31 protein-coding genes and 1 tRNA gene are annotated in these 25,146 nt (G+C 66.1%); 13 read left to right on the top strand and 19 right to left on the bottom strand.

The window, feature by feature from the left end; all coding sequences use genetic code 11:
- The first annotated feature begins 56 nt into the window (after positions 1-56).
- Together ACQHI0_RS32105 and ACQHI0_RS32100 are read left to right on the top strand one after the other, a co-directional pair.
- Positions 57-132: transfer RNA gene (locus ACQHI0_RS32105), tRNA-Arg, on the top strand.
- Between the two features lie 99 nt (positions 133-231).
- Complete coding sequence (locus ACQHI0_RS32100; RefSeq protein ID WP_427905462.1) at positions 232-879, top strand: Uma2 family endonuclease; 648 nt, start codon at positions 232-234, stop codon at positions 877-879.
- A 98-nt stretch (positions 880-977) separates the two neighbouring features.
- On the opposite strand, the gene ACQHI0_RS32095 is transcribed toward ACQHI0_RS32100, so the two are convergent.
- From ACQHI0_RS32095 to ACQHI0_RS32075, 5 genes are all read right to left on the bottom strand, one after another.
- Positions 978-1,760, bottom strand: coding sequence for a MerR family transcriptional regulator (locus ACQHI0_RS32095; RefSeq protein ID WP_427905461.1), 783 nt, complete (start codon positions 1,758-1,760; stop codon positions 978-980).
- Between the two features lie 106 nt (positions 1,761-1,866).
- On the bottom strand, positions 1,867-3,384 hold the full coding sequence (locus ACQHI0_RS32090) for a flavin-containing monooxygenase (RefSeq protein ID WP_427905460.1): 1,518 nt from the start codon (positions 3,382-3,384) through the stop codon (positions 1,867-1,869).
- Positions 3,381-4,298, bottom strand: coding sequence for a ferritin-like domain-containing protein (locus ACQHI0_RS32085; RefSeq protein WP_427905459.1), 918 nt, complete (start codon positions 4,296-4,298; stop codon positions 3,381-3,383). The genes ACQHI0_RS32090 and ACQHI0_RS32085 overlap by 4 nt, the downstream gene beginning before the upstream one ends.
- A 2-nt stretch (positions 4,299-4,300) precedes the next feature.
- On the bottom strand, positions 4,301-5,200 hold the full coding sequence (locus ACQHI0_RS32080; protein ID WP_427905458.1) for an SDR family NAD(P)-dependent oxidoreductase: 900 nt from the start codon (positions 5,198-5,200) through the stop codon (positions 4,301-4,303).
- 2 nt (positions 5,201-5,202) lie between these two features.
- Complete coding sequence (locus tag ACQHI0_RS32075; RefSeq protein WP_427909370.1) at positions 5,203-5,916, bottom strand: alpha/beta hydrolase; 714 nt, start codon at positions 5,914-5,916, stop codon at positions 5,203-5,205.
- Between the two features lie 388 nt (positions 5,917-6,304).
- On the opposite strand from ACQHI0_RS32075, the gene ACQHI0_RS32070 reads away from it, so the two are divergent.
- The gene (locus tag ACQHI0_RS32070; RefSeq protein ID WP_427905457.1) at positions 6,305-7,360 is read left to right on the top strand and encodes a 2Fe-2S iron-sulfur cluster-binding protein; all 1,056 of its coding nucleotides are present in this window, start codon (positions 6,305-6,307) and stop codon (positions 7,358-7,360) included.
- A 305-nt stretch (positions 7,361-7,665) separates the two neighbouring features.
- Here ACQHI0_RS32070 and ACQHI0_RS32065 read toward each other — a convergent pair whose 3' ends face one another.
- On the bottom strand, positions 7,666-8,115 hold the full coding sequence (locus ACQHI0_RS32065) for an SgcJ/EcaC family oxidoreductase (protein WP_427905456.1): 450 nt from the start codon (positions 8,113-8,115) through the stop codon (positions 7,666-7,668).
- Between ACQHI0_RS32065 and ACQHI0_RS32060 the strand changes: the two genes are divergently transcribed.
- Positions 8,102-8,374, top strand: a complete 273-nt coding sequence (locus tag ACQHI0_RS32060; protein WP_427905455.1) for a DUF2247 family protein — start codon at positions 8,102-8,104, stop codon at positions 8,372-8,374. The genes ACQHI0_RS32065 and ACQHI0_RS32060 overlap by 14 nt on opposite strands.
- Positions 8,375-8,436: 62 nt before the next feature.
- Here the strand turns inward: ACQHI0_RS32060 and ACQHI0_RS32055 are convergent, their stop codons facing one another.
- The 4 genes from ACQHI0_RS32055 to ACQHI0_RS32040 all read right to left on the bottom strand — a co-directional run bounded on the left by ACQHI0_RS32055 (position 8,437) and on the right by ACQHI0_RS32040 (position 12,106).
- Positions 8,437-9,192, bottom strand: a complete 756-nt coding sequence (locus tag ACQHI0_RS32055; protein WP_427905454.1) for a nucleotidyl transferase AbiEii/AbiGii toxin family protein — start codon at positions 9,190-9,192, stop codon at positions 8,437-8,439.
- Complete coding sequence (locus ACQHI0_RS32050) at positions 9,189-9,830, bottom strand: type IV toxin-antitoxin system AbiEi family antitoxin domain-containing protein (RefSeq protein ID WP_427909369.1); 642 nt, start codon at positions 9,828-9,830, stop codon at positions 9,189-9,191. Before ACQHI0_RS32050 ends, ACQHI0_RS32055 begins: the two co-directional genes overlap by 4 nt.
- 156 nt (positions 9,831-9,986) lie before the next feature.
- Positions 9,987-10,553 carry a TetR/AcrR family transcriptional regulator gene (locus tag ACQHI0_RS32045; RefSeq protein WP_427905453.1) on the bottom strand — a complete coding sequence of 189 codons (567 nt, stop codon included), beginning with the start codon at positions 10,551-10,553 and terminating at the stop codon, positions 9,987-9,989.
- An 11-nt stretch (positions 10,554-10,564) separates the two neighbouring features.
- On the bottom strand, positions 10,565-12,106 hold the full coding sequence (locus ACQHI0_RS32040) for an MFS transporter (RefSeq protein ID WP_427905452.1): 1,542 nt from the start codon (positions 12,104-12,106) through the stop codon (positions 10,565-10,567).
- A 199-nt stretch (positions 12,107-12,305) separates the two neighbouring features.
- On the opposite strand from ACQHI0_RS32040, the gene ACQHI0_RS32035 reads away from it, so the two are divergent.
- From ACQHI0_RS32035 to ACQHI0_RS32025, 3 genes are all read left to right on the top strand, one after another.
- A complete protein-coding gene (locus tag ACQHI0_RS32035; protein ID WP_427905451.1) occupies positions 12,306-12,803 on the top strand; it encodes a DUF4232 domain-containing protein in 498 nt (165 codons plus the stop codon).
- A gap of 22 nt (positions 12,804-12,825) precedes the next feature.
- The gene (locus tag ACQHI0_RS32030) at positions 12,826-13,245 is read left to right on the top strand and encodes a hypothetical protein (protein WP_427905450.1); all 420 of its coding nucleotides are present in this window, start codon (positions 12,826-12,828) and stop codon (positions 13,243-13,245) included.
- A gap of 144 nt (positions 13,246-13,389) precedes the next feature.
- A complete protein-coding gene (locus ACQHI0_RS32025; protein ID WP_427905449.1) occupies positions 13,390-14,016 on the top strand; it encodes a helix-turn-helix domain-containing protein in 627 nt (208 codons plus the stop codon).
- Here ACQHI0_RS32025 and ACQHI0_RS32020 read toward each other — a convergent pair.
- From ACQHI0_RS32020 to ACQHI0_RS31995, 6 genes are all read right to left on the bottom strand, one after another.
- Positions 13,998-14,573, bottom strand: a complete 576-nt coding sequence (locus tag ACQHI0_RS32020) for a dihydrofolate reductase family protein (RefSeq protein WP_427905448.1) — start codon at positions 14,571-14,573, stop codon at positions 13,998-14,000. The two genes, ACQHI0_RS32025 and ACQHI0_RS32020, sit on opposite strands and share 19 nt — an antisense overlap.
- A 107-nt stretch (positions 14,574-14,680) precedes the next feature.
- Complete coding sequence (locus ACQHI0_RS32015; protein WP_427905447.1) at positions 14,681-15,649, bottom strand: zinc-binding dehydrogenase; 969 nt, start codon at positions 15,647-15,649, stop codon at positions 14,681-14,683.
- A gap of 96 nt (positions 15,650-15,745) precedes the next feature.
- Positions 15,746-15,913, bottom strand: coding sequence for a DUF4236 domain-containing protein (locus ACQHI0_RS32010; protein WP_084472559.1), 168 nt, complete (start codon positions 15,911-15,913; stop codon positions 15,746-15,748).
- 39 nt (positions 15,914-15,952) lie between these two features.
- On the bottom strand, positions 15,953-16,261 hold the full coding sequence (locus ACQHI0_RS32005) for a hypothetical protein (RefSeq protein WP_427905446.1): 309 nt from the start codon (positions 16,259-16,261) through the stop codon (positions 15,953-15,955).
- A 137-nt stretch (positions 16,262-16,398) separates the two neighbouring features.
- A complete protein-coding gene (locus ACQHI0_RS32000; protein WP_427905445.1) occupies positions 16,399-16,836 on the bottom strand; it encodes a DUF6194 family protein in 438 nt (145 codons plus the stop codon).
- 43 nt (positions 16,837-16,879) lie between these two features.
- Positions 16,880-17,692: a helix-turn-helix transcriptional regulator gene (locus tag ACQHI0_RS31995; protein WP_427905444.1), complete on the bottom strand. Its 813-nt coding sequence runs from the start codon at positions 17,690-17,692 to the stop codon at positions 16,880-16,882.
- Between the two features lie 129 nt (positions 17,693-17,821).
- Between ACQHI0_RS31995 and ACQHI0_RS31990 the strand changes: the two genes are divergently transcribed.
- Positions 17,822-18,286 carry a hypothetical protein gene (locus tag ACQHI0_RS31990; RefSeq protein ID WP_427905443.1) on the top strand — a complete coding sequence of 155 codons (465 nt, stop codon included), beginning with the start codon at positions 17,822-17,824 and terminating at the stop codon, positions 18,284-18,286.
- On the opposite strand, the gene ACQHI0_RS31985 is transcribed toward ACQHI0_RS31990, so the two are convergent.
- The gene (locus tag ACQHI0_RS31985) at positions 18,268-19,149 is read right to left on the bottom strand and encodes an NAD(P)-dependent oxidoreductase (protein ID WP_427905442.1); all 882 of its coding nucleotides are present in this window, start codon (positions 19,147-19,149) and stop codon (positions 18,268-18,270) included. The genes ACQHI0_RS31990 and ACQHI0_RS31985 overlap by 19 nt on opposite strands.
- Positions 19,150-19,396: 247 nt before the next feature.
- On the opposite strand from ACQHI0_RS31985, the gene ACQHI0_RS31980 reads away from it, so the two are divergent.
- Positions 19,397-20,383, top strand: a complete 987-nt coding sequence (locus ACQHI0_RS31980) for an adenylate/guanylate cyclase domain-containing protein (RefSeq protein ID WP_427905441.1) — start codon at positions 19,397-19,399, stop codon at positions 20,381-20,383.
- A gap of 37 nt (positions 20,384-20,420) precedes the next feature.
- Positions 20,421-21,188 carry an RluA family pseudouridine synthase gene (locus ACQHI0_RS31975; RefSeq protein WP_427905440.1) on the top strand — a complete coding sequence of 256 codons (768 nt, stop codon included), beginning with the start codon at positions 20,421-20,423 and terminating at the stop codon, positions 21,186-21,188.
- Between the two features lie 6 nt (positions 21,189-21,194).
- Here the strand turns inward: ACQHI0_RS31975 and ACQHI0_RS31970 are convergent, their stop codons facing one another.
- Positions 21,195-21,791, bottom strand: a complete 597-nt coding sequence (locus ACQHI0_RS31970; RefSeq protein WP_427905439.1) for a TIGR03086 family metal-binding protein — start codon at positions 21,789-21,791, stop codon at positions 21,195-21,197.
- 73 nt (positions 21,792-21,864) lie between these two features.
- Here ACQHI0_RS31970 and ACQHI0_RS31965 point away from each other — a divergent pair, with 73 nt between their 5' ends.
- Both ACQHI0_RS31965 and ACQHI0_RS31960 read left to right on the top strand, forming a co-directional pair.
- Positions 21,865-22,308 carry a MarR family winged helix-turn-helix transcriptional regulator gene (locus tag ACQHI0_RS31965; RefSeq protein ID WP_427905438.1) on the top strand — a complete coding sequence of 148 codons (444 nt, stop codon included), beginning with the start codon at positions 21,865-21,867 and terminating at the stop codon, positions 22,306-22,308.
- A 151-nt stretch (positions 22,309-22,459) separates the two neighbouring features.
- The gene (locus ACQHI0_RS31960; protein WP_427905437.1) at positions 22,460-23,239 is read left to right on the top strand and encodes a phosphodiesterase; all 780 of its coding nucleotides are present in this window, start codon (positions 22,460-22,462) and stop codon (positions 23,237-23,239) included.
- Here ACQHI0_RS31960 and ACQHI0_RS31955 read toward each other — a convergent pair.
- Positions 23,181-24,128 carry a LysR family transcriptional regulator gene (locus ACQHI0_RS31955; RefSeq protein WP_427905436.1) on the bottom strand — a complete coding sequence of 316 codons (948 nt, stop codon included), beginning with the start codon at positions 24,126-24,128 and terminating at the stop codon, positions 23,181-23,183. The genes ACQHI0_RS31960 and ACQHI0_RS31955 overlap by 59 nt on opposite strands.
- A gap of 84 nt (positions 24,129-24,212) precedes the next feature.
- Here ACQHI0_RS31955 and ACQHI0_RS31950 point away from each other — a divergent pair, with 84 nt between their 5' ends.
- Entirely contained in the window at positions 24,213-25,139 is a 927-nt protein-coding gene (locus tag ACQHI0_RS31950) for a DMT family transporter (protein ID WP_427905435.1), read from the top strand.
- The last annotated feature ends 7 nt before the right edge of the window (positions 25,140-25,146 follow it).

Below are 25,146 nucleotides of genomic sequence, written 5' to 3'. Positions count from 1 at the left end.
ACGCCACCGAGCCCGCCCCCACGCTATACTCAGCTCGGCCAGCCGAGCCTGGCCACGCCTTCGTAGCTCAGGGGATAGAGCAACCCTCTCCTAAAGGGTAGGTCGCAGGTTCGAATCCTGCCGAGGGCACCACAACGACCGAGGCCCCACCCGTTTGTCCTAAAGGGCAGGTCGCAGGTTCGAATCCTGCCGAGGGCACCAGAGTTTCGCCTGGTGCGAGGAGGGATGACGATGTCGACTCCGTCAACGGAGTTCCCCCAACTGCCCCTTCGTATGACCTGGGCCGAGTTGAGCGCCCTGCCCCCTGACCAGTCGGAACGTATCGAACTGGTCAAAGGGCATCCGGTCTGGGTTCGTACCGGTCCGCCAGAGCACCAACGCTTCGCTACTCGCTTGCGCAACGCACTGGAGAACGCCGCGCGACGCAGCATGAAAGCCCGTCCTGGTGAATGCTGGCAGGTGGACACCGAAACCAATGTCTTCCTGAATCGCACCAAAGACGACTTCCTCACCCCGGATTTCATGGTCTACCACCGCCCCGACGAACCATGGACACCGATCTTCGCCGAGCACGTTGTCATCGTCGGCGAAGTACTTTCCCCGTCCAACCACATCGGTCAATTGCTGACAAAACAAGCGCGCTACGCCGAAGCCGGGATAGGCGAATATTGGGAGGTGCTGCTCGACCGGGAAGGCCGACGCATCGACACCGTCTTGACCTACGTTCTGGCGACGCCCACTGACCTGCCAGCAGGCGTCACTCCTCTGCGGCCGCGCCAATACGCCCTGGTCAGCGAATGGTCACCAACCGCCCATCCCGAAATCGAGCTGAGCCACCCGTTCCCTCTCACCCTCAGCTGGACCGACCTCGAATATTGAGCACACTCGCCCGTTTCGGTAGGCCACAGGTTCGCATCCTGCCGGGCGCAACCCACCGTCAGCAGACAGAGAGGTGCCGGGCAGACTCGATGAATCGTTCAGGATTCGACGCGCTGGGACTGCCTGGCCTGTGCCGCCGCGTCCAGGTATCTACCGAGCTCATCGGCTAGGACACGCTCGAATGCCCGATCCAAGCTGTCGCGGACAGCCTCGGTGCCGAGTTCGCGCCAATAATTGAGTGTGTGGGTCAGTGTGGCGATTTCGCTGTCGGATTCGGGGAGCCAGCCGACGCCGTGCTCACCGATAATGATGTCTCGAGCGGTACCGATCATCATGCTCGCGATTTCCTCGAGGCGCGCCGAGATCCGTGCGTGCATGTCGATCTGTGTCGACGTCGCGATTCCGTGTTTGTTCAGCTGGACGAACACGTCGATCAGGTTGGTTTGGAGCACTTCGATGGTGCCGGGTTCCGCACCCGGCTGCACCACACCCAACTCGATCAGCCGGTCGACCTCGGCGTTGGCGAGGGGCCCGTTTTCCGGATCGCCGACCATGGCTTCGAAGGTCTCGCGCGACATCGTCAGCTCTTCGTCGCGGTGACCCCAGGCTGCCGTCACCGCGCTCTGCAGGCCGAGGACCTCGGTGATGTCCTTGCCGGTCTCCCAGCTGGTGATGAAGTCGGCGATATGGGCGATGGTGAAACCACGCGTGAGCATGCGGTCGATGAGGCGCAGACGACCGAGGTGGGTGTCGTCGTAGATATTGGCTCTACCCTCGCGCCTGATCGGGGCGGGCAGCAGACCTCGCTCATGGTAGAGGCGTACATTGCGGCTGGTCGTGCCCGCCGCGCGGGAAAGTTCGTCGATGCGGTACTCGCTCACGTCATCACCTCGGTCGCCCTGTCCCTTATACCCACGTCGCCCCGATATGCCTGTGCCTCCGGCCCGCGTGACGGAACCGGAGGCACAAGCTATATATCGACATACCCTAGCCGAACGCAGGCATCCGGTTGATATCGCCGATCTCGGTGACCACACGCGAAGTAACGACGTAGTCGTCGAGGTCGAGTTCGTCGAGTTGACGCACGAACTGCGTGCCGAAGCCGGGATACATTGTCGCGTTGAACCCGTCTTCGGTGAGGTACCAGCTGCTACAGCCGGAATTCCAGGTCGTCGACGCCAAGCGCCGCTGCATTTCGATGTTGTACTCGTCTTGCCGCTGCTTGTCGACCTCGAGCGTGCGCAGGTCGCGGCGCAGCAGCAGGCCGATCGCCTCGGCGATGTACTCGATCTGGGCTTCCATGTACACCAGTGCCGAGTTGTGGCCCGGTCCGGAGTTGGGACCGAAGGTGAAGAACAGGTTCGGGTAACCCGCGACCGCCACGCTCTTGAACGCGTAGGAGCCGCGGCTCCATTCGTCGTCGAGTGTGCGGCCGCCGCGACCGGTGATCGGGATCGGTGCCCCGGATTTGGACACCTCGAATCCGGTCGCGAACACTATGCAGTCGGCACGATGCACGACGCCCTCGGCGGTGAGGATGCCCTCGGGGACGATCTTGACGATCGGCCAGTTGTTGAGCTGGCAGTTGTCCGCTTGCAGCGCCGGGTAGTAGTCGCTGCTCATCAACAGCCGTTTGCAGCCGGCCCGGAAGTCCGGGGTGAGCTGGCGACGCAGCCACGGGTCACGCACCTGTGCCCGCAGGTGCAGTTTGGCGACCCGCTCGACTACGCGGGTGAGCGGGCTCTCCCAGACAACACCGAGCGCGACGGTCTCATGTCCCCAGAACCACGCGCCACGCGCCAGCGACTGGGTGACCGGGAAGCGCTGGTACAGCTTCTTCGCCAGGCCGCTGGTTTCCCGGTTGACCCGCGGCAGGACCCAGCCGGGCGTGCGCTGATGGACCTTCACCGATGCGGCGGTCTTGACCATCTCGGGCACGATCTGCACGGCACTGGCGCCGGTGCCGACCACGGAAACCTTCTTGCCCGCGTAGTCGTAGTCGTGGTCCCAGCGGGCGCTGTGGACCTTCTTGCCCGCGAAGTCGTCGATGCCGGGGATGGCGGGGAAACTCGCGTTGGACAACGGTCCGGAGGCGACGATGACCGAGCGCGCCCGCAACAGCTTGTCGCGGCCCTCGATGGTGATCGACCACAGGCCTTCGGCCTCGTCGAACTCCAGGCCGGTGACATTCTGACCGAACCGGATGAAGGGGCGAACGCCATACGAATCGACCATGTTCTCGATGTAGTCGAGAATCTCACCACTGCCCGAATACGTCTTGGACCAGTCCGGGTTCGGCGCGAAGCTGTAGGAGTACAGCCGCGACGGAATATCGCATGCGGCGCCGGGGTAGGTGTTGTCGCGCCAGGTGCCGCCGACGCGGGTGTCACGCTCCAGAATCGCGAAGTCGTTCACGCCACGCTGACGCAACCGCAACGCGATACCGATGCCGGCGAAGCCCGCGCCGATGATCGCCACGTCCAGTGGCTTGACCACGGCGCTCATGCCGCGGGCTCGTAGGTGAGAGCCTTGGACCAGCTGGGGTTCCGCAGGAAGCGTTCAGGGAAGCGCGCAGTCACCTTGACCAGCGAGTCGGCGAGCAGGTGGTATTTGTGACCGCGGTCGATGACCCAGCGGCTGTGCATGCGCACGATCCGATACATCGGCACACGGTTCACGATCGGCGCCCGCTCGGCCACCGCGGCGAAGCGCTCCATCGCCGCGTACAGCCGCTCCTCGGACACACCCATGTCGACGACGTTGTCGCGCATCTTGTTCAGCAGTGGGACGTAGCTCAGCGTGCCGATGATCAGCGACGGCTTGGCCCAGCCACCGATGAAGTCGATGGCGAGCTTGCGCGTTGTCGCGTGTCCGAGCAGCTCCATCACCGCGTAATCGGTGGCCAGGTGCCGCGATTCGTCGGCGTTGATCTTCTTGAAGACTTGCTGGGCGACCGGGTCCTTGACCTCGTCGGTGATGAACTTGATCAACGCACCGTCGAGGGCGACCTCGAGCATCGGGATGACGGTACCGAGGAAGGACATCGACATGCCGTCGGCATACTTGTCCAGGAAGTCGATCACCAGCTTGACGTTGATGTTCGGCTCTGGCATCTCGTCACCGTCGAGCATCCCCCATCGGCGCATCAAGGCGAATTCGGCGTTCGCGTGCCGCTGCTCCTCGGCGTGGAAATACCGATAGATCTCGGCGAGCGTCTCGGTGGGCGCCTTCTTCGCCATCGCGGCGAAACCACGTGCACCGACGTTCTCGATCCACATCAGATCGGTGAGGAACGGCTTGAGCTTCGCGTGCAGTTCCGGGTCGATCATCTCGGCGCCGGGGGCGTCCCAGTCGATATCGGCCAGCGCCCATTGGCGGGCCTTGATCTTTGCCAGCATGTCATCGAAGTCGAACGACATCGTCAGACTCCCTTCTTGTCGAAATCGTCGGTGGTCTCGGTCGTGTCTTCCTGGGGCAGAAAGCGATTCAGCAATCCGAGAACGTTGGTGTAGGTCGCGGGGAAAGTCCGCTTGAGCTGCCAGATAAGCCGGGCATCCAGCTGGGGCAGCACATAGAGGCGGTTGCGGTCGAGCGCGTCGAGGGTGCCGGCGGCAACCCGCTCGGGTGCGAACCCGGTCAGCCGCATGAGGCCGTCGGCCAGGCGTGATGAGCCCGAGGTGATCCGGCCGTCGCTGACGACATTGGTCTTGACGAAGGTCGGGCACAGTACGGTCACCGCGACCCCGGTACCGGCGAATTCGGCGGACATGGTCTCCGACAGCGACAGCACACCTGCTTTGGAGGTGTTGTACACCGCCATCGCGGGTGCCGCGGTGAAGCCGGCCGCCGAGGCGACGTTGATGATGCCGCCACGGCCTGCCGCGCGAAGCTTGGGCGCGAAGATCTCACACCCGTGCACCACGCCCCACAGGTTGATGCCGAGCGCCCATTCCCAGTCGCCGAAGCCGATCTCACCGACGCGCTTGCCGCCGATACCGACACCAGCGTTGTTCACGACGACCGTCGGCGCACCGCCGAAGACCTCGTCGGCGAAGTCGGCGAGGCGCTGCACATCGGCTCGCTCGGAGACGTCGCAGAACATGGCGTGCGCGGGTCGCCCGTACCGCGCTTGGATCAGACGCACGGTCTCCTCAGCACGATCTTTGTCGATATCGGCGCAGACGACTTCGCCGCCGCGCGCCGCCAACTCCATCGCGAAGGCGCGGCCGATGCCGCTGCCCGCTCCCGTGACCACGGCCTTGGCGTCATAGCTGCGCTGCTGCCTGCCGAGAGCCTTCTGGAACGATTCCAGCAGATTCATACTCAACTCGCTTCCGCCGCAAGAAAATCCGCGGCCGAGAACGCATCGGTGACGAAGTCCGCGACATGTCGCAGCGCCGATGCGGCTTCGGGGACCATCAAAGGGAGGGCTTGAAAGACGTGAATGCGACCCGGCCACAGTTCCAGCCGACACGGTGTCGCGGCCGCCGCGGCCATCTCGGCAAGGTGGCGGGCGTCGTCGCTGAGCATCTCCTCGGCCGAGGCCTGGATGAACAGCGGCGGCAGTGCCGCATTCGGCGGAATCGACAGCTTCAATCGCGGTGATTGCGCCGGTTCGGGCTCGGTGTAGAGCCCGATCAACTTGCGCCCGGTCACGGCCGCTGCCATCGGGTCGGGCCGGTGGCGATCGAGCCGTTCGGCCATGGTGAGCGACAGGTCCATCAGCGGCGAGAACATGAAAGCGCCGACCGGTTGCGCTGTGTTCGAACGGTGGTTCTGCAAGAGCAGGTCGAGGGTGAGATGACAACCCGCGGAATCACCGCCGACGACGATGTCACCGGGCTGGTGCCCCTGGTCGAGCAGCCACTGGTAGCCGGCGGCGACATCGTCGGCCGCGGCCGGGAAACGATGCTCGGGCGCGAGCCGATAGTCCAGGACGAATACGGGCAGTCCCGTCACCTTCGACAGCCGAGACGCCAGGCCGCGATGCGTTCGCGCCGAGCAGACCACGTAGCCGCTGCCGTGAATGTAGTACATCACCCGAGATCCACTGGCCACACCGGCCGCCCGAATCATCTCGCCCCGAGTAGCGCCCGACTCAACCCGAGTGACTCGCGTTCCGGGTAGGACGGGGCCGCCGACAGCCATGACTGCCGCTATCAGGGCGCGACCCACACCGATTCCTACCTTGTTGCTGGGCAGCACGTTGTTTACCTGACGAATGCTCATTACCGACCCTGCCGCCGCGACCCGAGTTCTGACAGACGCGTCACGCGGTACCGGGCGGGTCAAAGTCGCCGTTGACTCTGTTCTCACCATGGACTTAGCATCAGTGACCAATGCGCCCTTTGTCAATGGCTCATTATCGAGTGACAATTAACCGGATGGTCGCCGATGGTGAAGATCTGCAAGTCAGGAGCTAGAAATGACCCGATCCGCGAACTCGACTCGCCCTGAACCCGCCAGCCCGGTAGTCCAGCTGACCGTTCACCAAGTGGTCCGCGAGACGGCCGATGCGGTAACCCTGGTCCTGAATTCGCCGACGGGAAACACGGTGCGCTACCGCGCAGGCCAGTTCCTGACTCTGCGCGTACCGGGACAGGACGGCCCGCTCGCTCGCTGCTACTCGCTGTCGAGTTCGCCCGCGGCAGACAATCTGCCCGCTGTCACGGTCAAACGAGTACGTGACGGCCGTGCGTCGAACTGGATCTGCGACAACGTCACCGCCGGAATGGTCCTCGACACGCTGCCACCCGCGGGCAACTTCGTGCCCCGCGACTGGGACGCGCCCTTCGTCCTGCTCGCAGCAGGCAGCGGGATCACCCCCGTCATGTCGATTCTGCGCACTGCCCTTGTCGCGCACCGGAATCCGATCACCCTGGTGTACGCCAACACCGACCGCGAATCGGTCATCTTCGACCGCGACCTCGCAGAGTTGGCGCAGCGCCATGCCGACCGGCTCACCGTCGTGCACTTGCTCGAAACCGAGCACGGTCTACCCGACGCCACACTGATCGCCTCAGCCATCGCGGATCCGACGGGCGCCCACGTCTACATCTGCGGGCCGGGCCCGTTCATGACCGTGGCCCGAGCAGCGGCCTCCAGCAAGGGAATCGACGAAGCTCGGATCCACAACGAGGTCTTCGTCTCGCTCGAGTCCGACGCGTTCGAGGCGCGCCCGGTGGTATCGAGCGCCGACGGCGATCAGGTCACCGCCACCGTCGAACTCGAAGGCGAAGAGCACACCATCGCCTGGCCCACGAGCACCGTCCTGCTCGACGTGTTGCTCGACAAAGGTCTCGATGCCCCTTACGTGTGTCGCGAAGGTACCTGCGGAGGTTGCGCCTACACCCTGCTCTCCGGCGAGGTCGAGATGCTCGACAACCAGACACTCGACGACTACGACCTCGCGCGTGGTAGCCGGTTGGCGTGCCAATCTCTACCGCGCAGCGAGCACCTCGACATCGCATTCGACATCTGACCAACACCCCGATGCCGGCACAGGTATCGCGGGTGAACCAGACTGCGAAATCGCTACAGCACAAGCCCGGAAGCCGACGCAGGTGTACGGCACAGCAAGGGGCACGTCTTCCCCTGCTCCTTACCAGTCGATCCCCTTGCGATCCCCCTTAGCCAGAAGGCGCTCACCGTTCACCGCAACGAACTTGCCGCAGACGAGCCCAAACGTCGCAGAAGCAGCGAAGGATTCACACAGCACCCGGATCCTCCGTCACATGCCCGATCGAGGTGGCGCCGGGAATCGGCAGAATTGCGCGGCCGTCGGGATCACTCCGCTGACGGCACCAAGGTGTTCTGCCGGGCCGCGGTCCACCACCGCCCGTCCTGCTTGACCAGGACGTAGAGCGCGACCATTGCCGGCTCGGGGTCGATCAGGCTGCCGTCGGCGGTGGTGGCGCGTGCCGTCTTGCGAGCGATAGCCACGTCTGGGCGCAAGAAAGTCACGTCGGCGATGTCGTATCGGACGTATTCATCCTTCAGGAATCCGGCCAACCCGCGCCTGTTCGCATCGAGCAGCGCGTCACGCCCGCTGATCAGCATGCCAACGGCATTGCCCACCACGGCATTCGCGGTGAACTGCGCGGTCATGAGTTCTGCGTCGTTGGTGTTGTACGCGGTCTGCGTGTCGGTGATGATCCGACGAATCGCGGCGATGTCGGCGGTGTGGTCCACGGTGTCGTCGTCGACGACCGGGGGCTGAATCATGTTCGTACTCATGAGAGAAACTCTCGACCCTCAACAATGGTTCAGGTCAAGAGCTGCGGTCAGGTCACTCCACGTCGAGGCCATCGAGTTGCTGTACTCCGATTTCGAGCACCCCACCGAAATGGAACCGTTCATCCCGTTCATGCCTGCACCAGCCGGTGCCACACCTGGCATGACGGGTCTCGAGGAGCGAGTATGTAAATACCTGACGCAGCGGTGGCAGTACTTCTGGGTCGATCGCGACCCGGAACGGCCGCGCGGGAACGAATAACCTGGTCGGACGGGTGGCTGCAGAGCTCCGCCAAAGTCGCGAGGGCACCACGCGATCGACGCTCAGCGGCTGTTCGTAATTCGCGTCCAGGCGGCTCGGACCGCGGACCGCGCTATCTCGGCGCTGATCGTCAGCCGAGTCTGGCCGGCCAGTTGTGCGTTCCAGTCGGCCTCGTCCGGTGCTCGATCGAACAACTGCGGGGCAGGCAGCCGGTTGGTCGGGCCGTGCCTGCGGTACAACACTCCCGCAGTGTCGTCGATCGCACCGATGCCGTTCAGCGCCCACAGGTCCCACAGGTCGCGTGATGCGCGCCGGTCATGCCATGTCACGGTCTTTCCCGCGACAAAAGCCGGCAGTGTGGGCACGAGAAGTTCGGACGGTGGCACGTCGGTGTAGCGCTGCTCGAGGTTGCGGAGCTCGGTCGGCCACACCGGTCTACCACGCGCCGACAGCAACTGGATCTTGACCGAAACACCGGACGCGGAGCGAAGGTGGGCGGCACCGGTATCCGGGACAGTGCTCAACGACGGCGCCCACTCCAGCCGACCATAGCTTCGCGCGACCGATCGCGGTAGAGCAGCGTCGAGTTCGGCTGCCAGCACTGTCCGGTTGTCCAAGGCAACCAGATCGATGTCTTCGCTGAGTCTGCCGCTTACCAGATGCGTACGGGCAAGGGCGGTTCCGCCGATGAAGTGCAGCCGCTCGCCGAACCTTCGACTGATTGCCGCCAGTAGATGGGAGATCAGATGGTCGCGTTCGACCTGCTCCGGCGAAACACCGAATTGAACTGCGACACTGTCGCGTTCGTCGATCCTCATGCCCCCACCCAGGTTTGCGCGCGCCGAAGGGCCGCACCCAGGCGCTGATCAGAAGCGAGCTCCGTGAGTCGTGCCGGATCGCTCCGACGGTAGAGGGTCTCGATCGCCGGACGAACCTCCGCCTCGGCATTGCCCAGCTCTGGACGTCGGGCCAGATCGAGCACGGTCTGTTCCGGCGTCGTGACCAGCGCAGGGCCCAGCGGCGTTTCGATACGCTCGGCGTCGAGTGCGTCTGTATCGCGACGAGTAAACCGGACTTGCGCCGAGCGATCGGTCAGTGCGATCGGCCGATGCTGGCGCGGAACAGCGACAATCGCGGTCGCCAGCGCACGCGGCACGGCTCCCAGTACGCGAGCCGCGCTGATTCCCATGACAATGGCCCGATCCGGCCCGTAAATCGAGGTCGCGATACCGGCGGCGACGGCCTCCAGGGCGGGCAGCCAGGTCCGGCCGACATGGTCCGGCGCGACGATCACGTAGTAGCCGTGAGCAACGCGATGCAGCACGCCCCGATCGACGAGCCGCGCCATCTCGGGGCGCGGCTGTGCGTAGATGTCGGCCAAATCCTGCGGCCGAAGGGTTCGAAGGGGCGCCCGCCAGAGTTCGCCGGGCAGCACGGTGCTGCGATGCTCCGCCATCAGCACCACACCTCCTGGTAATAGTATGCATTTAGTTGGCTATTACCCAACTAAATGCATACTACTGGATTGGTGACGGCCGCCCACTCCACCAGTGTCTATGCGTTGCTGTTGTACATGTTGCCGTGGTTCCGGGCTTTCCAGATGAGATGCGGCCTACCGACTGCTCAGTAGTGCTTTGCTGAGAACTGCTCGGATGTGGTCGGGGTCGGCCTCGTGGTCGTTGAGGAGGATGGCGGTGCACAGGCCGTCGGACAAAGCGACGACGGCTTCGATCAGATCGGGATCGTCAGTCTGTGTTCGGGCGAGTTCGGCGACGTTGTCGCGCCAGCGTCGCGCGACTGGTCGTAGGGCTGGTCGGCGTGCCGCGAGGGTCGACAGCTCCCGCTCGGCGAGAGCTCGCTCACGTCCAGGCCCGGCAGATTCGGCGATGAGCTCGGAGAGGCCGCCGAGTGGGTCGTCATCGGTGTCGATGAGCTGACGGATGCGGTGCGTGTATGCCTCCGTGACGCTGGTCAGGGCGGCTATCAACAGATCGTCCATGGTGGCGAAGTAGTAGAGGGTCAGGCTGGTGGTGATCCCGGCTTCCTTGGCGACGGTGCGGTGGGTGACGCCGGTCGCACCGTCGCGGCGGACGATCTCCAGCGTCGCCTCGATGATCTGAGCTCGTCGGCGTCGGCCGCGCAGTTTGCGCCCGTCGACAGTGTCTTGGTCAGTTGACATCGCTTTATCCGTCATCGCTTGCTCCCGGATGTCGAGGCTACCGGCTCGGCCTCATGATCTGCGGCGCCGAGGGGCTGGAGATGCCGCAGCATCACGAAGCAGGCCACAGAAGCGACCGAGATGGCAATACCTGCTGCGAGAGACGCGGCGTTGAGTCCGCTGGTGAACACGGTTCGCGCGTGGTCGAGAGCGTCGGCTGATATCTGGTTCTCCAGGGATGAGGCTCCGGAGAGGCTGTTGCCGTAGGCCTCGGCCGCCGGTGCCGATAGGCCGGAGGGAACCTCGATGCTTCTCCGGTATATCGCGGTGGTGAAGCTTCCCAGGAGCGCGACGCCGATGGCGATGCCGAGCTCTTGCACGGTCTCGGACAGTGCAGCCGCCGATCCTGCCCTTTCCGGTGGTGCCGCACCCACGACGATATCGGTGCCCAGCGCGGCGACGACCCCGAGCCCGAGGTAGACAAGGGTGAATCCAGCGACGACAGCATGCTTGCTGTCGGTTCCGGCCATCGCTAGCAGGGTGTATCCGGCCAGCGACAGCGCCAAAGTGGCCGCCATGACCACTCCCGGTGAGATGCGGCCGGCCACGAGCGGCGCCCCGATGGCCCCGATGAGCATGGCCACCGCGGGCGGGCCCATCCACAGCCCAGCCGTCGTTGGCGAGAGGTCTGCGACGAGCTGCAGGTACTGGGTGACCAGGAACATCACGCCACCGAACCCGACAAGGCCGATCAGCAATACGGACAATGCTGCGGAGAAGGCCCGACTGGTGAACAGCTTCATGTCGAGCAGCGGCTCGGCAAGGCGCAGCTGACGACGGACGAACACGACTGTGGCGCCGCCACCGACAAGGAAGACTCCCACAGCCTGGAGGTCCATGCCGTGGGCGGCGGCATGTTTGATCGCGTAGATGATCGACAGCATCGCCGCCAGCAACAGCCCGACACTGAGCAGGTCGAGCCGACCGGCACGCGTCCGGTGCTCCGGCAGGAGCACCGGTGCGCCGGCCAGCACCAGCAATGCGACCGGGACTGCGATGAGGAAGACCGCGCCCCACCAGAAGGCGGAGCTCAGGACCCCACCCACGACCGGGCCCGCGGCCATCCCCAAAGCGAACATTGTCGCCCAGATCCCGATGGCCAATGCCCGTTGCCGGACGTCGGTGAATGTGGTGCTGATCAGGGAAAGAGTCGAGGGCATCAGGGTTGCCCCGGCCACGCCGAGGAGCGAACGGGCCGCGATCAGCCACAGGGCCGTAGGAGCGAACGCCACCAAGACCGAGGCTGCGGCGAACGCCGTCACGCCGATCATCAGCAACCGGCGGCGTCCGATCCGGTCGCCCAACGTTCCCATCGTGATCAGTAGCCCGGCGATGAAGAAGCCGTAGGCATCCATGATCCACAGCGTCTCGGTCGCGGTCGGATCCAGGTCCACGGCCAAACCCGGGACAACCAGGTAAAGCGCCGTCACATCCAGCCCCAGCAGCATGGTTGGCAACGCCAACAGTGCCAGACCACCCCATTCTCTCCATCCAGCCGACTGTCCCGCGCTCATCTCGCCGCCTCCCAGCATAATTGAACTATCGTACTAGTTGTACCATCGTTCAAGAATAATGACCGCTGCGGTGCCGCCACTCCTCACTTCGCGGTACCAGCCTGATGGATATCGTTCGATTGGTTAACGAACGAGCGGAGCTTCCCCTATCAACCAACGGCCTGGTTTTCAGCCTGCATGGAGAGGAATACTGAAGGTGATGATGAGACGAGCGATAGCAGTTGCGGCAGCGGCAGTTCCGGCGACGTTCATGGTCCCGGCTATCAGTTCCGCACAGCTGCCGATCTGCTCGGCCGAGATGTTGACCGCGACCACCCAGCATGACCCGGCGCCCTCGACCCAGCAGAACTCGCTGCGGATCGTGCTCACCAACACGTCCCAGCAGAGTTGCCTGGTCCAGGGCTATCCGGGCGTCGACCTGGCCGGGCCAGACAACCCCACCTACGGGCCGATCTACTCACTGCCCCGCCAGGAAACCGGTTTCGCCCCCGTGACGGTCGCGCCGGGCGCCGCCGTGAGCAGCGAACTCACCTACCTCTCGGACGGAGCGCACGGGTGGACGCCGACCACGATCGTCCTGACACCGCCCGACACCACCACCCAGTTGCAGGTGCCGTGGCCGCAGGTCGGCAGCGTCTCCCGGCAGGACGGCGCCACCCACCCCGGCACCTTCATCGGTCCACTGCGATCGGCCTGATCACATGAAGAAGGGAACCCCTATGAATCGCCGAATCGGCTTCACCGTGCTGCTCGGTGCCGTGCCCGTCATGATGATGGCCGCGCCGAACGCCGCCGCGGCAGTGACCGGGCTGAGTGTGGAACAGCCGACCGAAGGTCTGCGGACCGGATGCGCCTACACGGTGACGGTCAACGTCGACGCTCCGGTTTCCGAGGCCGGTGAGGTGAGCATCGGCATCAGCGGTGGCTCGGTTCCCGGGAACGGCAAGCGGCTCGGGGTCGCTGTCTATCACCCGGAGAACAGCACCGCGACCTTCGACTGGACACCCGAGTACACCGGTCGGCAAAATCTCGTCGCCCAGCAGTTCAAGCCAGGGCAGTACACCTCCGCGCAGTACGTGACAGTCGACGTCGTCGGGCGCGGTGTGAACACCGGGAGCTCCTGCCTGCCGCTCCCGTAAGACCGCAGACCAGGCCGGCTTCGCCGAAATCCGACGCCTCGCGCGATTAGGCTCGCGACCGTGGGATTGGTGTTCGAGAGCCGGTTATCGGATTCGCCGTGGGTGGAGTCGGTCTGGAGCTGCCGGAGTGAGCAGGTCGCGGAGATGACTTCCGTGGCTACCGAGACCTGGGGATTGGTGTTCTGGGAGCAGCAGGGTGTGCCGCACGCGGCGGTCACCGGGCCGGAGGTCGCGACCGGCACCGCGCCGGTCCCTGAGGGCGCGGACTTCGTCGGCATCCAGTTCGCGGTCGGCACATCATTGCGGGCGGTGACCGCGACGAGCCTGGTCGACAGCGGGATCGTGCTGCCGGATGTGAGCACGCGGGGATTCTGGCTGGACGGCGAACGCTGGGAGACACCGGGCGCCGACGACGCGGAAGCGCTCGTCGAGCGGCTTGTCGGCCAGGGTGTCGTGGTCCGCGATGCCCTGGTCGCCGACACCCTGCGTGGTCTGACGCCCGCGATCACCGAGCGCACACTCGAACGTCGATTTCGGGCGGCAACCGGCCTCACCCAGGGCGCGGTCCGCCAGATCGAGCGTGCGCGTACCGCGGCGCTGTTGCTGAGCGCGGGGGAGGTGCCGGGCGATGTGATCGACAAGCTCGGCTACTACGACGAACCCCATCTCGCCCGCGCGCTGCGCCGGTTCGTCGGCCGGACGGCGCGGCAGCTGCGCGAGGGTAGCGAGGGCGCGATCGCACTGGATATCGGTCAGCGCACGACGTCGTAGACCATTTTCGCGATGCCGTTGGAGTAGGTCGCCGAGTCACGCAGGCGCAGTTGCTGTTTGGGGCGATCGGCCCGGCCGAACAGGCTCTTGCCCGCACCGAGCAGCACCGGGAACACCAGCAGGTTGTAGCGATCGATCAGGTCGACGTCCGAAAGTCGCTGGGCCAGTTCAGCACTGCCGTGGATGTAGATCGGGCCACCGTCGGTCTGCTTGAGCTTCTCGATGTCGGCGGTCGAGCGCAGGATGGTGATCTCGCCCCATCCGTCGATCAACGCATCATCGGTAAGTGTCTCGGAGACAACATATTTGGGCAGATCCTTGTAGGCGGCATGGTCCTCGGAATCACGCCAGATCGGAGCGAACGCCTCGTAGCTGCGACGGCCGAACATCAACGCGGTGGTGTCGGCGAGTTCCTCACCCTTGAGCGAATACGCCTCCGGCACGAACTCGGTCTCCATCACCCATCCGCCACTGCGGTGCCCCTCGGCCTTTCCGCCCGGTGAGTCCACCACGCCGTCGAGCGACATGAATCCCGTGTAAACCAGTTCGCGTGCCATCACAATCCTCCTGAATACGAGCGTCGAAAACTGCCTGCGGTCAGCCTAGGGAACTCGGTCCCACACTGTCTTGGACGAAACCGACACGTGCGATTCATCGGCGGCGGTCACATCAACAGCAAGGTCTTCCCGAGGGCGGTGCGGTTCTCGATCGCACGGTGCGCGTCCGCAGCGTGTTCCATCGGAAAGGTCTGTCCGATCACCGGCCGGACGACCCCGGCAACGGCATGGGCGAACATCTGCTCAGCCCATCGCACCGCATGCGGCCCGAACCCGAACAGCTGCTCGATGCCGAGCACTTCCACGCCTTCGCGCAGCGCTTCAGCGGGATCCACCACGGTGACATCGCCGCTGGAAGCACCGTGGATCGAGAACCGCCCGCCACGCGCTGTCACCCCGAACGCCGACCGCCCGATCCGGCCACCGACACCGTCGAACACCACATCCGCTCCCGCTCCACCGGTCACGTCGAGCACCTGCGCGGCCCAGCCCGGACGGGAGTAGTCGATGGCGGCGTCGGCCCCCAGCTCCCGAATCAGTTCGAGCTTGCGTTCGCCACGGGCGGCCCCGACGACCCGAGCACCCGCCAACCGGGCGAGCTGCACCAACAGGCTGCCGACACCACCGGCCGCCGCCTCGACGAGAACCCAGTCACCGGGGCGGATCCGAGCCTGCTCGACCAGCCCCTGCGCGGTGCTGCCATCACTGTGCAGCGCAATGGCATCCGATAGCTCCACACCGTCCGGCACCGCGAACAGGTCCTCAGCGTCGGCCACCGCGCGCTCGGCGAAGCCACCGGCCTCGGTTCCGGCGACAACCCGCCTCCCGAGCCAAGCCGGGTCCACTCCCGCCCCCACCGAACTCACCGTCCCGGCCACCAAACTGCCTGGCACATAGGGCAACGCGGGCTCGGCATGCCATTTGTCGACGCCCCGCCTGATCTGCGTTTCGACGAACGACATCCCCGCGACCGCCACATCGACCACAACCGAGCCCGCCTCCGCGCTCGGATCAGGCGCCTCCCCCAACACCATCACCTCGGGACCGCCGAACTCCACTACCCGAACGACTCGCATTACCGCCCACTCTCATCCGTGCTCCACTGATGAGACAGACGCTATTTCGTCAACCGTGGTTGAGGTAAAGCCGTCGCCGAGATGTTCGGTGTCAGCTCAGCGCTGACGCCAGCTCAGGGGGCCGGGGAGGTCGACGCTGTTCTTGCGGGTGCGGGAGTTCCAGGACCATGGGCCGATCTTGATGCCCCAGGACGACAGGCCCGATTGGGTGAAATTGAACTTCAGCGGTCCGAAGGATTTGCGCTGACGGAACTTGATGGGCATGAACAGCCTCCCTGATCACCACCAGGATAGCCGATCCGGTTATCTCCCACCGGTTTCCACAGGCGCCCCGGCCGCGCGGCCCGCGTCCGAGCTCCTGCGGTGGGCGATGGCGAACATGGTGAGGCCGGCGGTGGTCGCCAGGATTACGGCGAGGGTCAGCAGGATCAGGGGGACAGAGGCCATGGCGTCGGTTCGGCCCGCGCCGCTGCGACGGATCAGCAGGGCGGCGATCAGGGGACCGATCATTCCCAGTGCGACGGCGATCAACAGCAATCCGCCGGTGATCAATTCGACGGGACCGAGTCTGGCGTCGACCGACGACCGCACGGGCCTGACACTTACCGACATGACCTCCCCTTTCGCTGGTATCTGAAAGGTACCGCGCCGAGCGGAATAAACCGGCACCATGAGACCCGAACGTCGCGGAACCTGACATCAGCAAACGATTAGCGACCGAAAATGTCAGTCGGGTGCGATCGGCGGTGCTATTCGGCCGCGCGTCGCTCGGCGCGCGTGCGTGCCCGGTCGTGGGCCTCGCGCAGCAACTCGCGGACCGTCGCTTCGGTGGCGGCCCCCGGGTTCACCACCGCGAGCCAGTTCGCGGCAGCGTAGAGGGGGTGGGCGACGACGGTGTCCTCGATGCTCGCGTCGGTCGGGGCGGCCGCTTCGTCGAAAGTCGTTTTGCTCGCGGCGATGTTGACGCGGAAGCTGCCGGGGCGGTTCAGGTCGGATGTCTCGTCGCCGGGGTAATCCTTGATCACGATGGTGGCGAAGGGCTGACCTGCGGGGACGACGCCGTCGGGGGCGTAGTAGAAGAAGCTGTCACCCCAGCTGATCTCGGGAGCGTCGCTCCCTTCGGTCGGCCGCAGCACCAGCACGCCGCCGAGGGCGGTCACGTAGTCGGTGATTTCGTCGATCGTCATCCTTCGAGCGTCTCATCCCGAGACGACCGGCGCAGGCGCAGGGTCAGCGAGCGCCGACCAGTTCGCGGGCATCCAACGCGGCGATGGCATCGCTTGCCGAGGATGCCGGGTCCACCGTGTAGACCACCAGCAGCTGATCCTCGTCGCCGGGCAATGCCAATGTCTCGTAACCGAATTCGATCCGGCCGACCACGGGATGCTGAATCAGCCTGGTGCCGTGCGGATCGCCCGCCGGGGGCTGAATCGACCAAATGCGGTGGAACACCGGGTTACCCGCGGTGAGCTCGTCGATCAGGGCCGTCAGCCTGCGATCGCGCGGACAGCGGGTGACCTGGCGACGCAGGTAGGCGGCGGTTTCCGCGGCGACCGGTTCCCAGTCGGGATAGAAGACGCCCGCGTTTGGGTGCAGGACCGTGAAACGAGCCAGATTGCAGCCGGCAGTGAACCCGAACACCTTGTCGCCCATGGCATTCCAGGCCAGAACTTCCATGTGGCGGCCGAGCACGAACGCGGGCGTGGTGATCGAGTCGAGCAGTAGCCGGGTGCCGGGGCGAATCATCGGCGCGTAGTTGTAGTCGGGGTCGGCGGGGCGCACCAGCGTGTAGAAGTGGTCGCGTTCGGCGGCGTCGAGACGCAGGGCACGGGCGACGGAGTCGAGCACCGAATCGGGGAAGTTCTCACCACGCCCCCGCTCGAGGCGGGTATAGATATCCACACTCATCCCGGCCAGCTGGGCCACTTCCTCGCGGCGCAATCCGACCATCCTGCGACGACCGTATTCGCTCAGTCCGACGGCGGCGGGTTGGATGCGAGCGCGCCGGGTGCGAAGGAACTCGCCGAGAGCGGGTGACGACATGGCAGCCAGCGTAGAAGGTATAGCCCGCCCCCCTTGCATCGCACCGTGCGAAGGGTTCTGTTCGGCCGGTTAACAACGTGCGTCGGGGCGGCGAAATACCAGGTACAACACAGTCGAGGGAGGCGTCCTATGTTGCTTCGATCCACACTCACCGTCGCGTCCGGTGCCGCGCTGACCGCCGGGTTCCTGGCCGGGGGAACGGCCGCGGCCCAGTCGGGAATCGGCGATTACACGCCGGTCGACCCCTTCGACTACCACCTTCCCGACTACGAGAACCCCGGCAGCGTCTTCTTCACCACCCCCGACGGGCGGCACTGCGCCATCTACTGGAACAACGGCCCGGCCGGATGCGACGCCGTCTCGCTCGACGCGCCCGCGGGCACCGACCAGCTCCGGGTCGCGATCCTGGAAGCAGCGCATTTCGTCGACGCCGACCGCCCCGGCTTCACCCACCCGGCCGCGAAGGTGCTGCCCGAGGGGCACCGGGTCACCTCGGGGAACACCACCTGCGGCGTGGGCTACCAGGGCACGGTCAGCTGCGAGGTCGGGGCGCACGGCTTCACCCTGTCGGCCGTCTACAGCGTGCTGCGCTGACGCGTTGTCAACAGCTCGATCAGCGCGGTGATGCTCTGCGCGCCGCGTCCGTCGGCGACCGCACGGCTCAGCAGCTCGTGCATCGGCGCGTGCCAGGACAGGTCGACACCGGTTTCGGCGCCGAGCCGCTCGTCGTCTGTCACGGCGGCGTGGAAAAGCTCGACCGACGAACCCAGCCGGGTGTAGTCCCTGTCGTCGATCTCGCCCGCCAGGACCGGCAGCAGCGACTCGATCATCTGCAACCACTTCACCGAATGCGGCACCATCGACGATGCGGGCAGTCCGCGCGAGGCCAGGACCGCCGCGCCTTCCAGGAAACCGAGCAGCGCCGGGAGCAGGGTCGCGCCGACGGCGGATTCGTAGAGCGCGGCCAGGTCTGGCTCGGCACCGAGGAATTCGAGGTCCCCGCCGAGCACGCCCAGCGTGGCGGTGTGGGTGTCGAAGACATCGCGGTCACCACCGAAATACAACAGCGTGTCCGGATTGCCCACTGCCGCAGGCACATTCTTGATCGCACCACCCAGGAACCGCGCGCCCTCGCCGTTGGCGTACCGGGCGAATTCCCGTGCCTGGGCGGGTGTTCCGCTGTTGAGGGTGATGAGGTCCCGACCCGTCAGCCCCTCGGCGCCGCGCAGGCTGTCGCGGGTGGCGTCGAAGGTGGTGAGGCAGGAGATGATCACCGGGCTCGCGGTGATGGCATCGGCGATGTCGCGGTGCGCGGTCGCGCCCGCGGCCACCAGCGCGGCCGTTCGGTCGTGGCTGCGGTTCCAGATCTGGGTGCGGTAACCCGCGCCGAGAAAGGCGCCTGCCAGCGCGCTGCCCATCGACCCGGTGCCGAGCACCGTCACCGATTCCTTGATCATCCCGGCTCCTGTCCTCGTGGGCGATCCGACGATCGCTATGGACCGAGTGTCGGTTCGCCGCTCCGCCGCCGACAAGTACGCACTTTTGCCATCCCCTGCGCACGGGCGGGTAAGTGACCAGGTCACCGATATCGGGGCCGGGGTCGCTGTGCCAGGTGTCACCGTCGAGGCCGGCCGATTTATGACCCATGCCAAGGCGCGGACGAGGATGACCAACACTGGCGCGGCGCAGTCGTAGAGTTTGGGTATGTCGAAGGCCGAGATGACCGAGTTGGTGCAGCACAGCGTCGAGGAGGCGCTGCTCGGCGGGCCGCGGCGGTATACGCGCACGCAGGTGGCCGAGCAGTCGGGGGTGCCGGAGGCGCAGTCGCGGCGGTTGTGGACCGCGCTGGGGTTTCCGGCCAACGAGGACGCCGAGGTCGACTACACCCAGATCGATGTCACCGCCGTCACCAACTTTCGGAGCATGAAAGTCGTTGCCGCGTCCGATATTCGACAGCAGGCAGCGGCGGCACGGACGATCGGCCAGGGCATGGCGCGGCTGGCTGAGTGGCAGGCCGATCTGGTGCTGGCCGAGATCACGGCGCGCGTCGCGGCGGGCGACCCCGCTGTTGCCCTGGAGGAACGGGTCAGGGCCGCAACGGAATCCACCATGGCGAGCATCGATCAGTTGCAGTCGTATGTGTGGCGCAGGCATCTGGCGGCCGCGGTCGCTCGGTCCAGCGATGCCCAAGGCGGCGGTTCGATGCGAACGCTGGCGGTGGGATTCGCCGATATGGTCGGCTTCACCCGGCTCACCAGGCACCTGCACCCTGACGAATTGTCCACGCTGCTAGAGGCTTTCGAGTCCACCACCACCTCGGCGATCACCGACAACGGCGGCTGGGTGATCAAGAATGTCGGCGACGAGGTGATGTTCGCCGCCGAGACCGCCGAGGACGCCGCGTTCATCGCGCTGGCCATCCAGGAGTCGACCATGCTCGTCGGCGGCACCCCGGAGCTGCGCGTCGCCTTCGCCTACGGCGAGGTGTTGCAACGCTTCGGCGACCTCTACGGCTCGGTCGTCAATATCGCCGCCCGGCTCACCGGTGTGGCCAGGCCCGGCAATGTTCTCATCGACGACGCGGCCGCCGATGCCCTCGGCGAACATCCCGATTTCGCCATCCGCCATCTGCGCAGCGTCCGCGTCCGCGGGTTCAATCGCCTGCGCCCCCATCGCCTGCGGCAGGCATGAGCCGCCGGGTGACAACACCATTATCTAGGGTGTTGTAGTGGACTTGGATTGGCGCAGCGTGCGCGAGGATTACACCGTGTTCGCCGATGACGCGGTGCTCGCGTTGAACAAGCCGTCGGGAATCTCGGTGACCGGCGAGCGGCACGACACCGACCTGGTGGAGTTGGCGCAGGCGGCGGGGACGCAGTTGTATCCGGTGCACCGGATCGACAAGGTCACCTCCGGGCTGGTGCTGCTGGCTACCGATCTGGCCGCGCACGGACCGTTGACCAGGCAGTTCAACAATCAGACCGCGCGCAAGGTGTATCTGGCGATCGTGTCGGGCGCCGACCTGCCCGATCAAGGCGAGCTCGATCTGGCCTTGAGTGTGGGGCGCAAGAATCGGGTGCGCATCGCGGCGCCGCGGGAGGCGATCCAGCGCGAGGGCGATCGATGGTTCGTCGACGAGGCCGATCTGCTGCCCGCGAAGAACTATCCGTCGCGGACCTTGTTCAGCACCGTCGCCCGGCACGGCGAGCACGCGCTGCTCGCGCTGCGGCCGGTGACCGGGCGGCGTCATCAGATTCGCGTGCAGCTGGCCTGGATCGGCCACCCGATCCTGGGCGACCCACTGTTCGACCGCACCGCCGCGCTCCCCCGCACCCACCTGCACTCCTGGAAACTCGGCCTCAACGCCGCCTGGCTGACCCCACCGCGGCTCGACCTCGAGGCCACCCCAGGACCTGATTTCTGGGAACCGCTCACCCGTGACCCGGACGAAGGCGCGCGACTTCTGCACACCGCGGCACAGCTGATTTCCGGCTGACCGCGCTTACCTTCTCGGCATCCACTCGGGTGCGCGACCGAGAATTCGCAAGATGCGAGCCAGCGTCGCCGTCGTGTCCGTGACCTCGAGCGCGGGACCGAACGCGGCGCCGGGGCGAAGGCGAGCCGTGCCGGTGGGGACCGCTTCGGCGATCCGCAGGGCAGCGGGGGCCAGGTCGGCGTCCACTGCGATCGCACCGCCTACCGATCGGGCGACGTCCCAGGCATGAACGACGCTGTCGATGAGATGGAAGCCGAGCGCGGTCGCGGCGGGGAACTCGCCCGGTGGGATTTCGGGGAGCAGCACGGTGCGGGCCTCGCAGGTAGCGAAGGCTTCGACCACATCATGGGCGGACCGGACGTAGTCACCGATCGGATCGACGGCAGGGTGCACCGTCCACACCGCCGGGTCGTTCGCACCGCGAGCGGCGGCGGCGAAACCGCGATTCTGGGTACCCATATGGTCCAGCAGAGCGCGCAAATCCCAACCAGCACAGGGTGTTTCGATCGATAGCGAGGCATCGGAGGCCGCCTCGACAGCGTCGATACTCAGTCGCACCGCCCGCTCGTGCCTGGCCAGCTCTTCCGCCGCAATAGTACGCATACGCCGACCGTACGCTCATGCTTACAATCTGCCAAGGATTATCGACCGACCCGCCCGGCGGTAGATTTCGACCATGCCGAAAGCGACCCGCCCGGATCTCGCGGCCATGCTCGTCCCCCTCGGCCGTGCGCTCACCGAGGCGGAGCTGCCCGTCCTCGACCGGCACGGGCTCACCATGTGGGCCTACGTGGTGCTGCTCGGACTCGACGAACAGCCCGTCCATACCCAGGCCGCGCTCGCCAAGGCGATCCGGGCGGACAAGACCCGGATCATCCCCGTCCTCGACGATCTCCAGCAGCGCGGCCTGATCCTGCGCGAGCCCGATCCGGCCGACCGGCGCGTCAACCTGATCCGGCTCACCGCCGACGGCGCCGACCTACGCGACCGCGCCCAGCACGACATCCAGCAGCAGGAGCAGCGACTACTGGCCGACCTGCCCGCCGCCGATCGCCGCACCTTCCTCCGCGTACTACAACTGCTCGCCGACCGCACCGGATCCACGAGATCGCAGCGGTGACGAGTGACACAGACCACGGCTTGGGTTTCGGCCCGTGGTACGGCTCATGCAGACGAATAAACGCAGGTCATCTAGCCTGGAGAGGTGCCGATGAGTCATACCGGCGCACTCTGACGCAACGGAGCGATCCCAGAGAAGAAAGCGACTGCCGATGATCCTGGCGGCTCAGCTCAGCGATACCCACTTCGACCACAGCGCGCGCAACACCGAACGGGTGGAGGCGGTGATGGGCTATTTGGCGGAGCTGCCGCGCAGGCCCGACGTCATCCTCGTGACCGGCGACATCACCGATTCCGGCACGCCGGAACAGTACGCGCAAGCACGAACGGCCCTGCGGGCCGCGGAAATCCCCGTGTACCTACTGCCCGGCAACCATGACGACCGCGTGAACTTCCGTACCGCGCTGCTCGGCGAGCCCGCCGCGACGACTCCCATCAACAATGTCTACCGGGTCGGCGAGCTCACGGTCGTCATGCTCGATTCGAGTATCCCCGGCCAACCGGCGGGTCTGCTGGGCGAGGACACCTTCGACTGGCTGCGCGCCACGCTCGCCGAGGCGCCCGACGGGCCGATTCTGGTTGCCCTGCACCACCCACCCAAGCGGGTGTTCAGTCCCGTCGTCGATGTCATCGCGCTGGCCGACCCCGGCCGGCTGGCTGCCGTGGTCGCGGGCGACCCACGCATCGTCGGCATCCTCACCGGCCACGCCCACTCCCCCATCGCGACGACCTTCGCGGGCAAACCCATGATCAGCTGTCCCAGTACCGCTTCCGTTCTCGGCGGCGAATGGGAGGTGACGCCGCCGGACCGCGTCATGGACTACGCCCCCGACCCGGCCATCGCACTGCACGTGATCGACGAAAGCTTCGGGCTCACCACGCATTTCCGCTCGGTGGCGATGGGTGGCTGGCTGGCCCAGCCGCCCGTCTGATCGCCGGTGCCGCCGCGGCCCGCAGCAACTCCATCGTCCGGGTGACGACCGGGCTGTAGGACTCGGCGTCCTTGATGTGCGCGCAGATCGTGCGGCGCGGGGTCGGGTTGGTCAGCTCGAGCGCGCAGGCGCCGGGCGGCAGGTCCGTGGCGCCGAGACGCGGGACGACGGTGATGCCGACTCCCCGCGCCACGAATCGGAGCGCGGACGGGTAGTCGGTGGTTTCCACGACGAACCGCGGGGTGAAACCCGCTGCGGCGCAAGCGTTCAGCATGGCCTGCCGGCAGGGGCCGTGGCTGGTGTCGTTGTCGATCCAGCGGTACTGCTCCAGTTCGGCGACATCGACGGTGGTGCGTGCCGCGAGTTCGTGGTCGGCGGGGACCACCGCGACGTAGGGCTCGGTCATCAGGTCGTGGTGGGTGTAGCCGGCGACCTGGGCCGGTTTGCCGAGCCGGACCGTCAGGGCGATGTCGGGGCGGTTGTCCGACACCGCGGCCAGCTCGTCGACGATCCGCAGGCGAACCCTGGTGTCGGGGAACTCGTCGGTGAGGGTGGCGACCACGTCGGGCATCCAGTTGGTGCCCGCCGAGCTGAACGAGTTGATCGTGATCCGGGCGGCCTTGCCCGCGCGCAGGTCCGACACTGTCGACCCGAGCGCGGTCAACTCGTCGAGCACCTTCGCGGCCTCACCCGCGATCACTCGTCCCGCCGGGGTCGGCTCCACGCCACGGCCCACCCGCTCCAGTAGCCGCAAGCCGGTTTCGCGCTGGAGCGCGGCGAGGTGCTGGGAGATCGCCGACGGCGAGTAGCCGAGCGTCGATGCCGCCGCGGCCACCGAGCCCGTCGCGACCACGGCGCGGAAGATCATCAGGCGATGGGTGTCGATCATGCGAGTTCCTCAATTCAGTCTTACTGAATATTAGATGGCTGATAACCGCTTGTGCTTACTCCTCGACAGGGCCACCGTAGAGGAATGAAGTCACGCCTGCCCGCGCTCGCTCTCGTTGCCGTGATGCTGACCTGGGCATCGTCGTTCGTGATCATCCGCGGCATCGCGCCGTACGTCTCGCCCGCCGCGATGGCGTCGGGGCGGATCCTCGTCGGCGCGATCGTGTTGGGCGTGGTGCTCGCGGTCCGTGGTGGGCCGATGCCGCGCGGCCTGGCGCTGTGGCTGACGCTGGCGTACGGCGCGCTGTGGTTCGGGCTGTACACGGTGCTGGTGAACGCCGCCGAGCATCATCTCGACGCGGGCACCACGGCGCTGCTGGTGAATATCGCGCCCATCGTGGTGGCGGTGCTGGCCGGGTTGTTCCTGAACGAGGGCTTCCCGCCGCTGCTCGTCGTGGGGATCGCGGTCAGCTTCAGCGGTGCGGCGATCATCGCGTTCACCGGCCCCGGGCAGCGCGATCGCATCGGCGTACTGCTCGCGGTAGCCGCCGCGCTGCTCTACGGCGTGAGCGTGGTGGCACAGAAACTCGTGCTGCGCACGACCGATCCGGTGACCACGACGGCGTTGGGCGCGATCGCCGGAGCAGTCGTCCTGCTGCCGTGGGCGCCGCGGATGGCACACGAACTGGCCGAGGCGCCGCTGTCAGCCACCGTCGGCATCGTCTACATGGGCCTCGTCCCGACGGGCTTGGCCTTCCTCCTCTGGGCCTACGCCCTGTCGCACACCCCCGCAGGCGTCACCGCCTCCTCGAGCTACGCCGTCCCCGCCCTGGCCATCCTCATGTCCTGGATCTTCCTCGCGGAAATCCCGACGCCAACCGCCCTCCTCGGCGGCATCCTGTGCCTGACCGGCGTTGCCATAGCCCGCCTGAACCCGACCATGTTCCACCGCACACCCGTAAATCCCGAGCCCGCCATGACCGCACTCCCGACCCCCACCCGCGACCGATAGGGAGCGG

The sequence above is a fragment of the Nocardia sp. FBN12 genome (assembly GCF_050320175.1).
Lineage (GTDB): Bacteria > Actinomycetota > Actinomycetes > Mycobacteriales > Mycobacteriaceae > Nocardia.
This window is presented reverse-complemented; position numbering and strand designations above follow the sequence as displayed.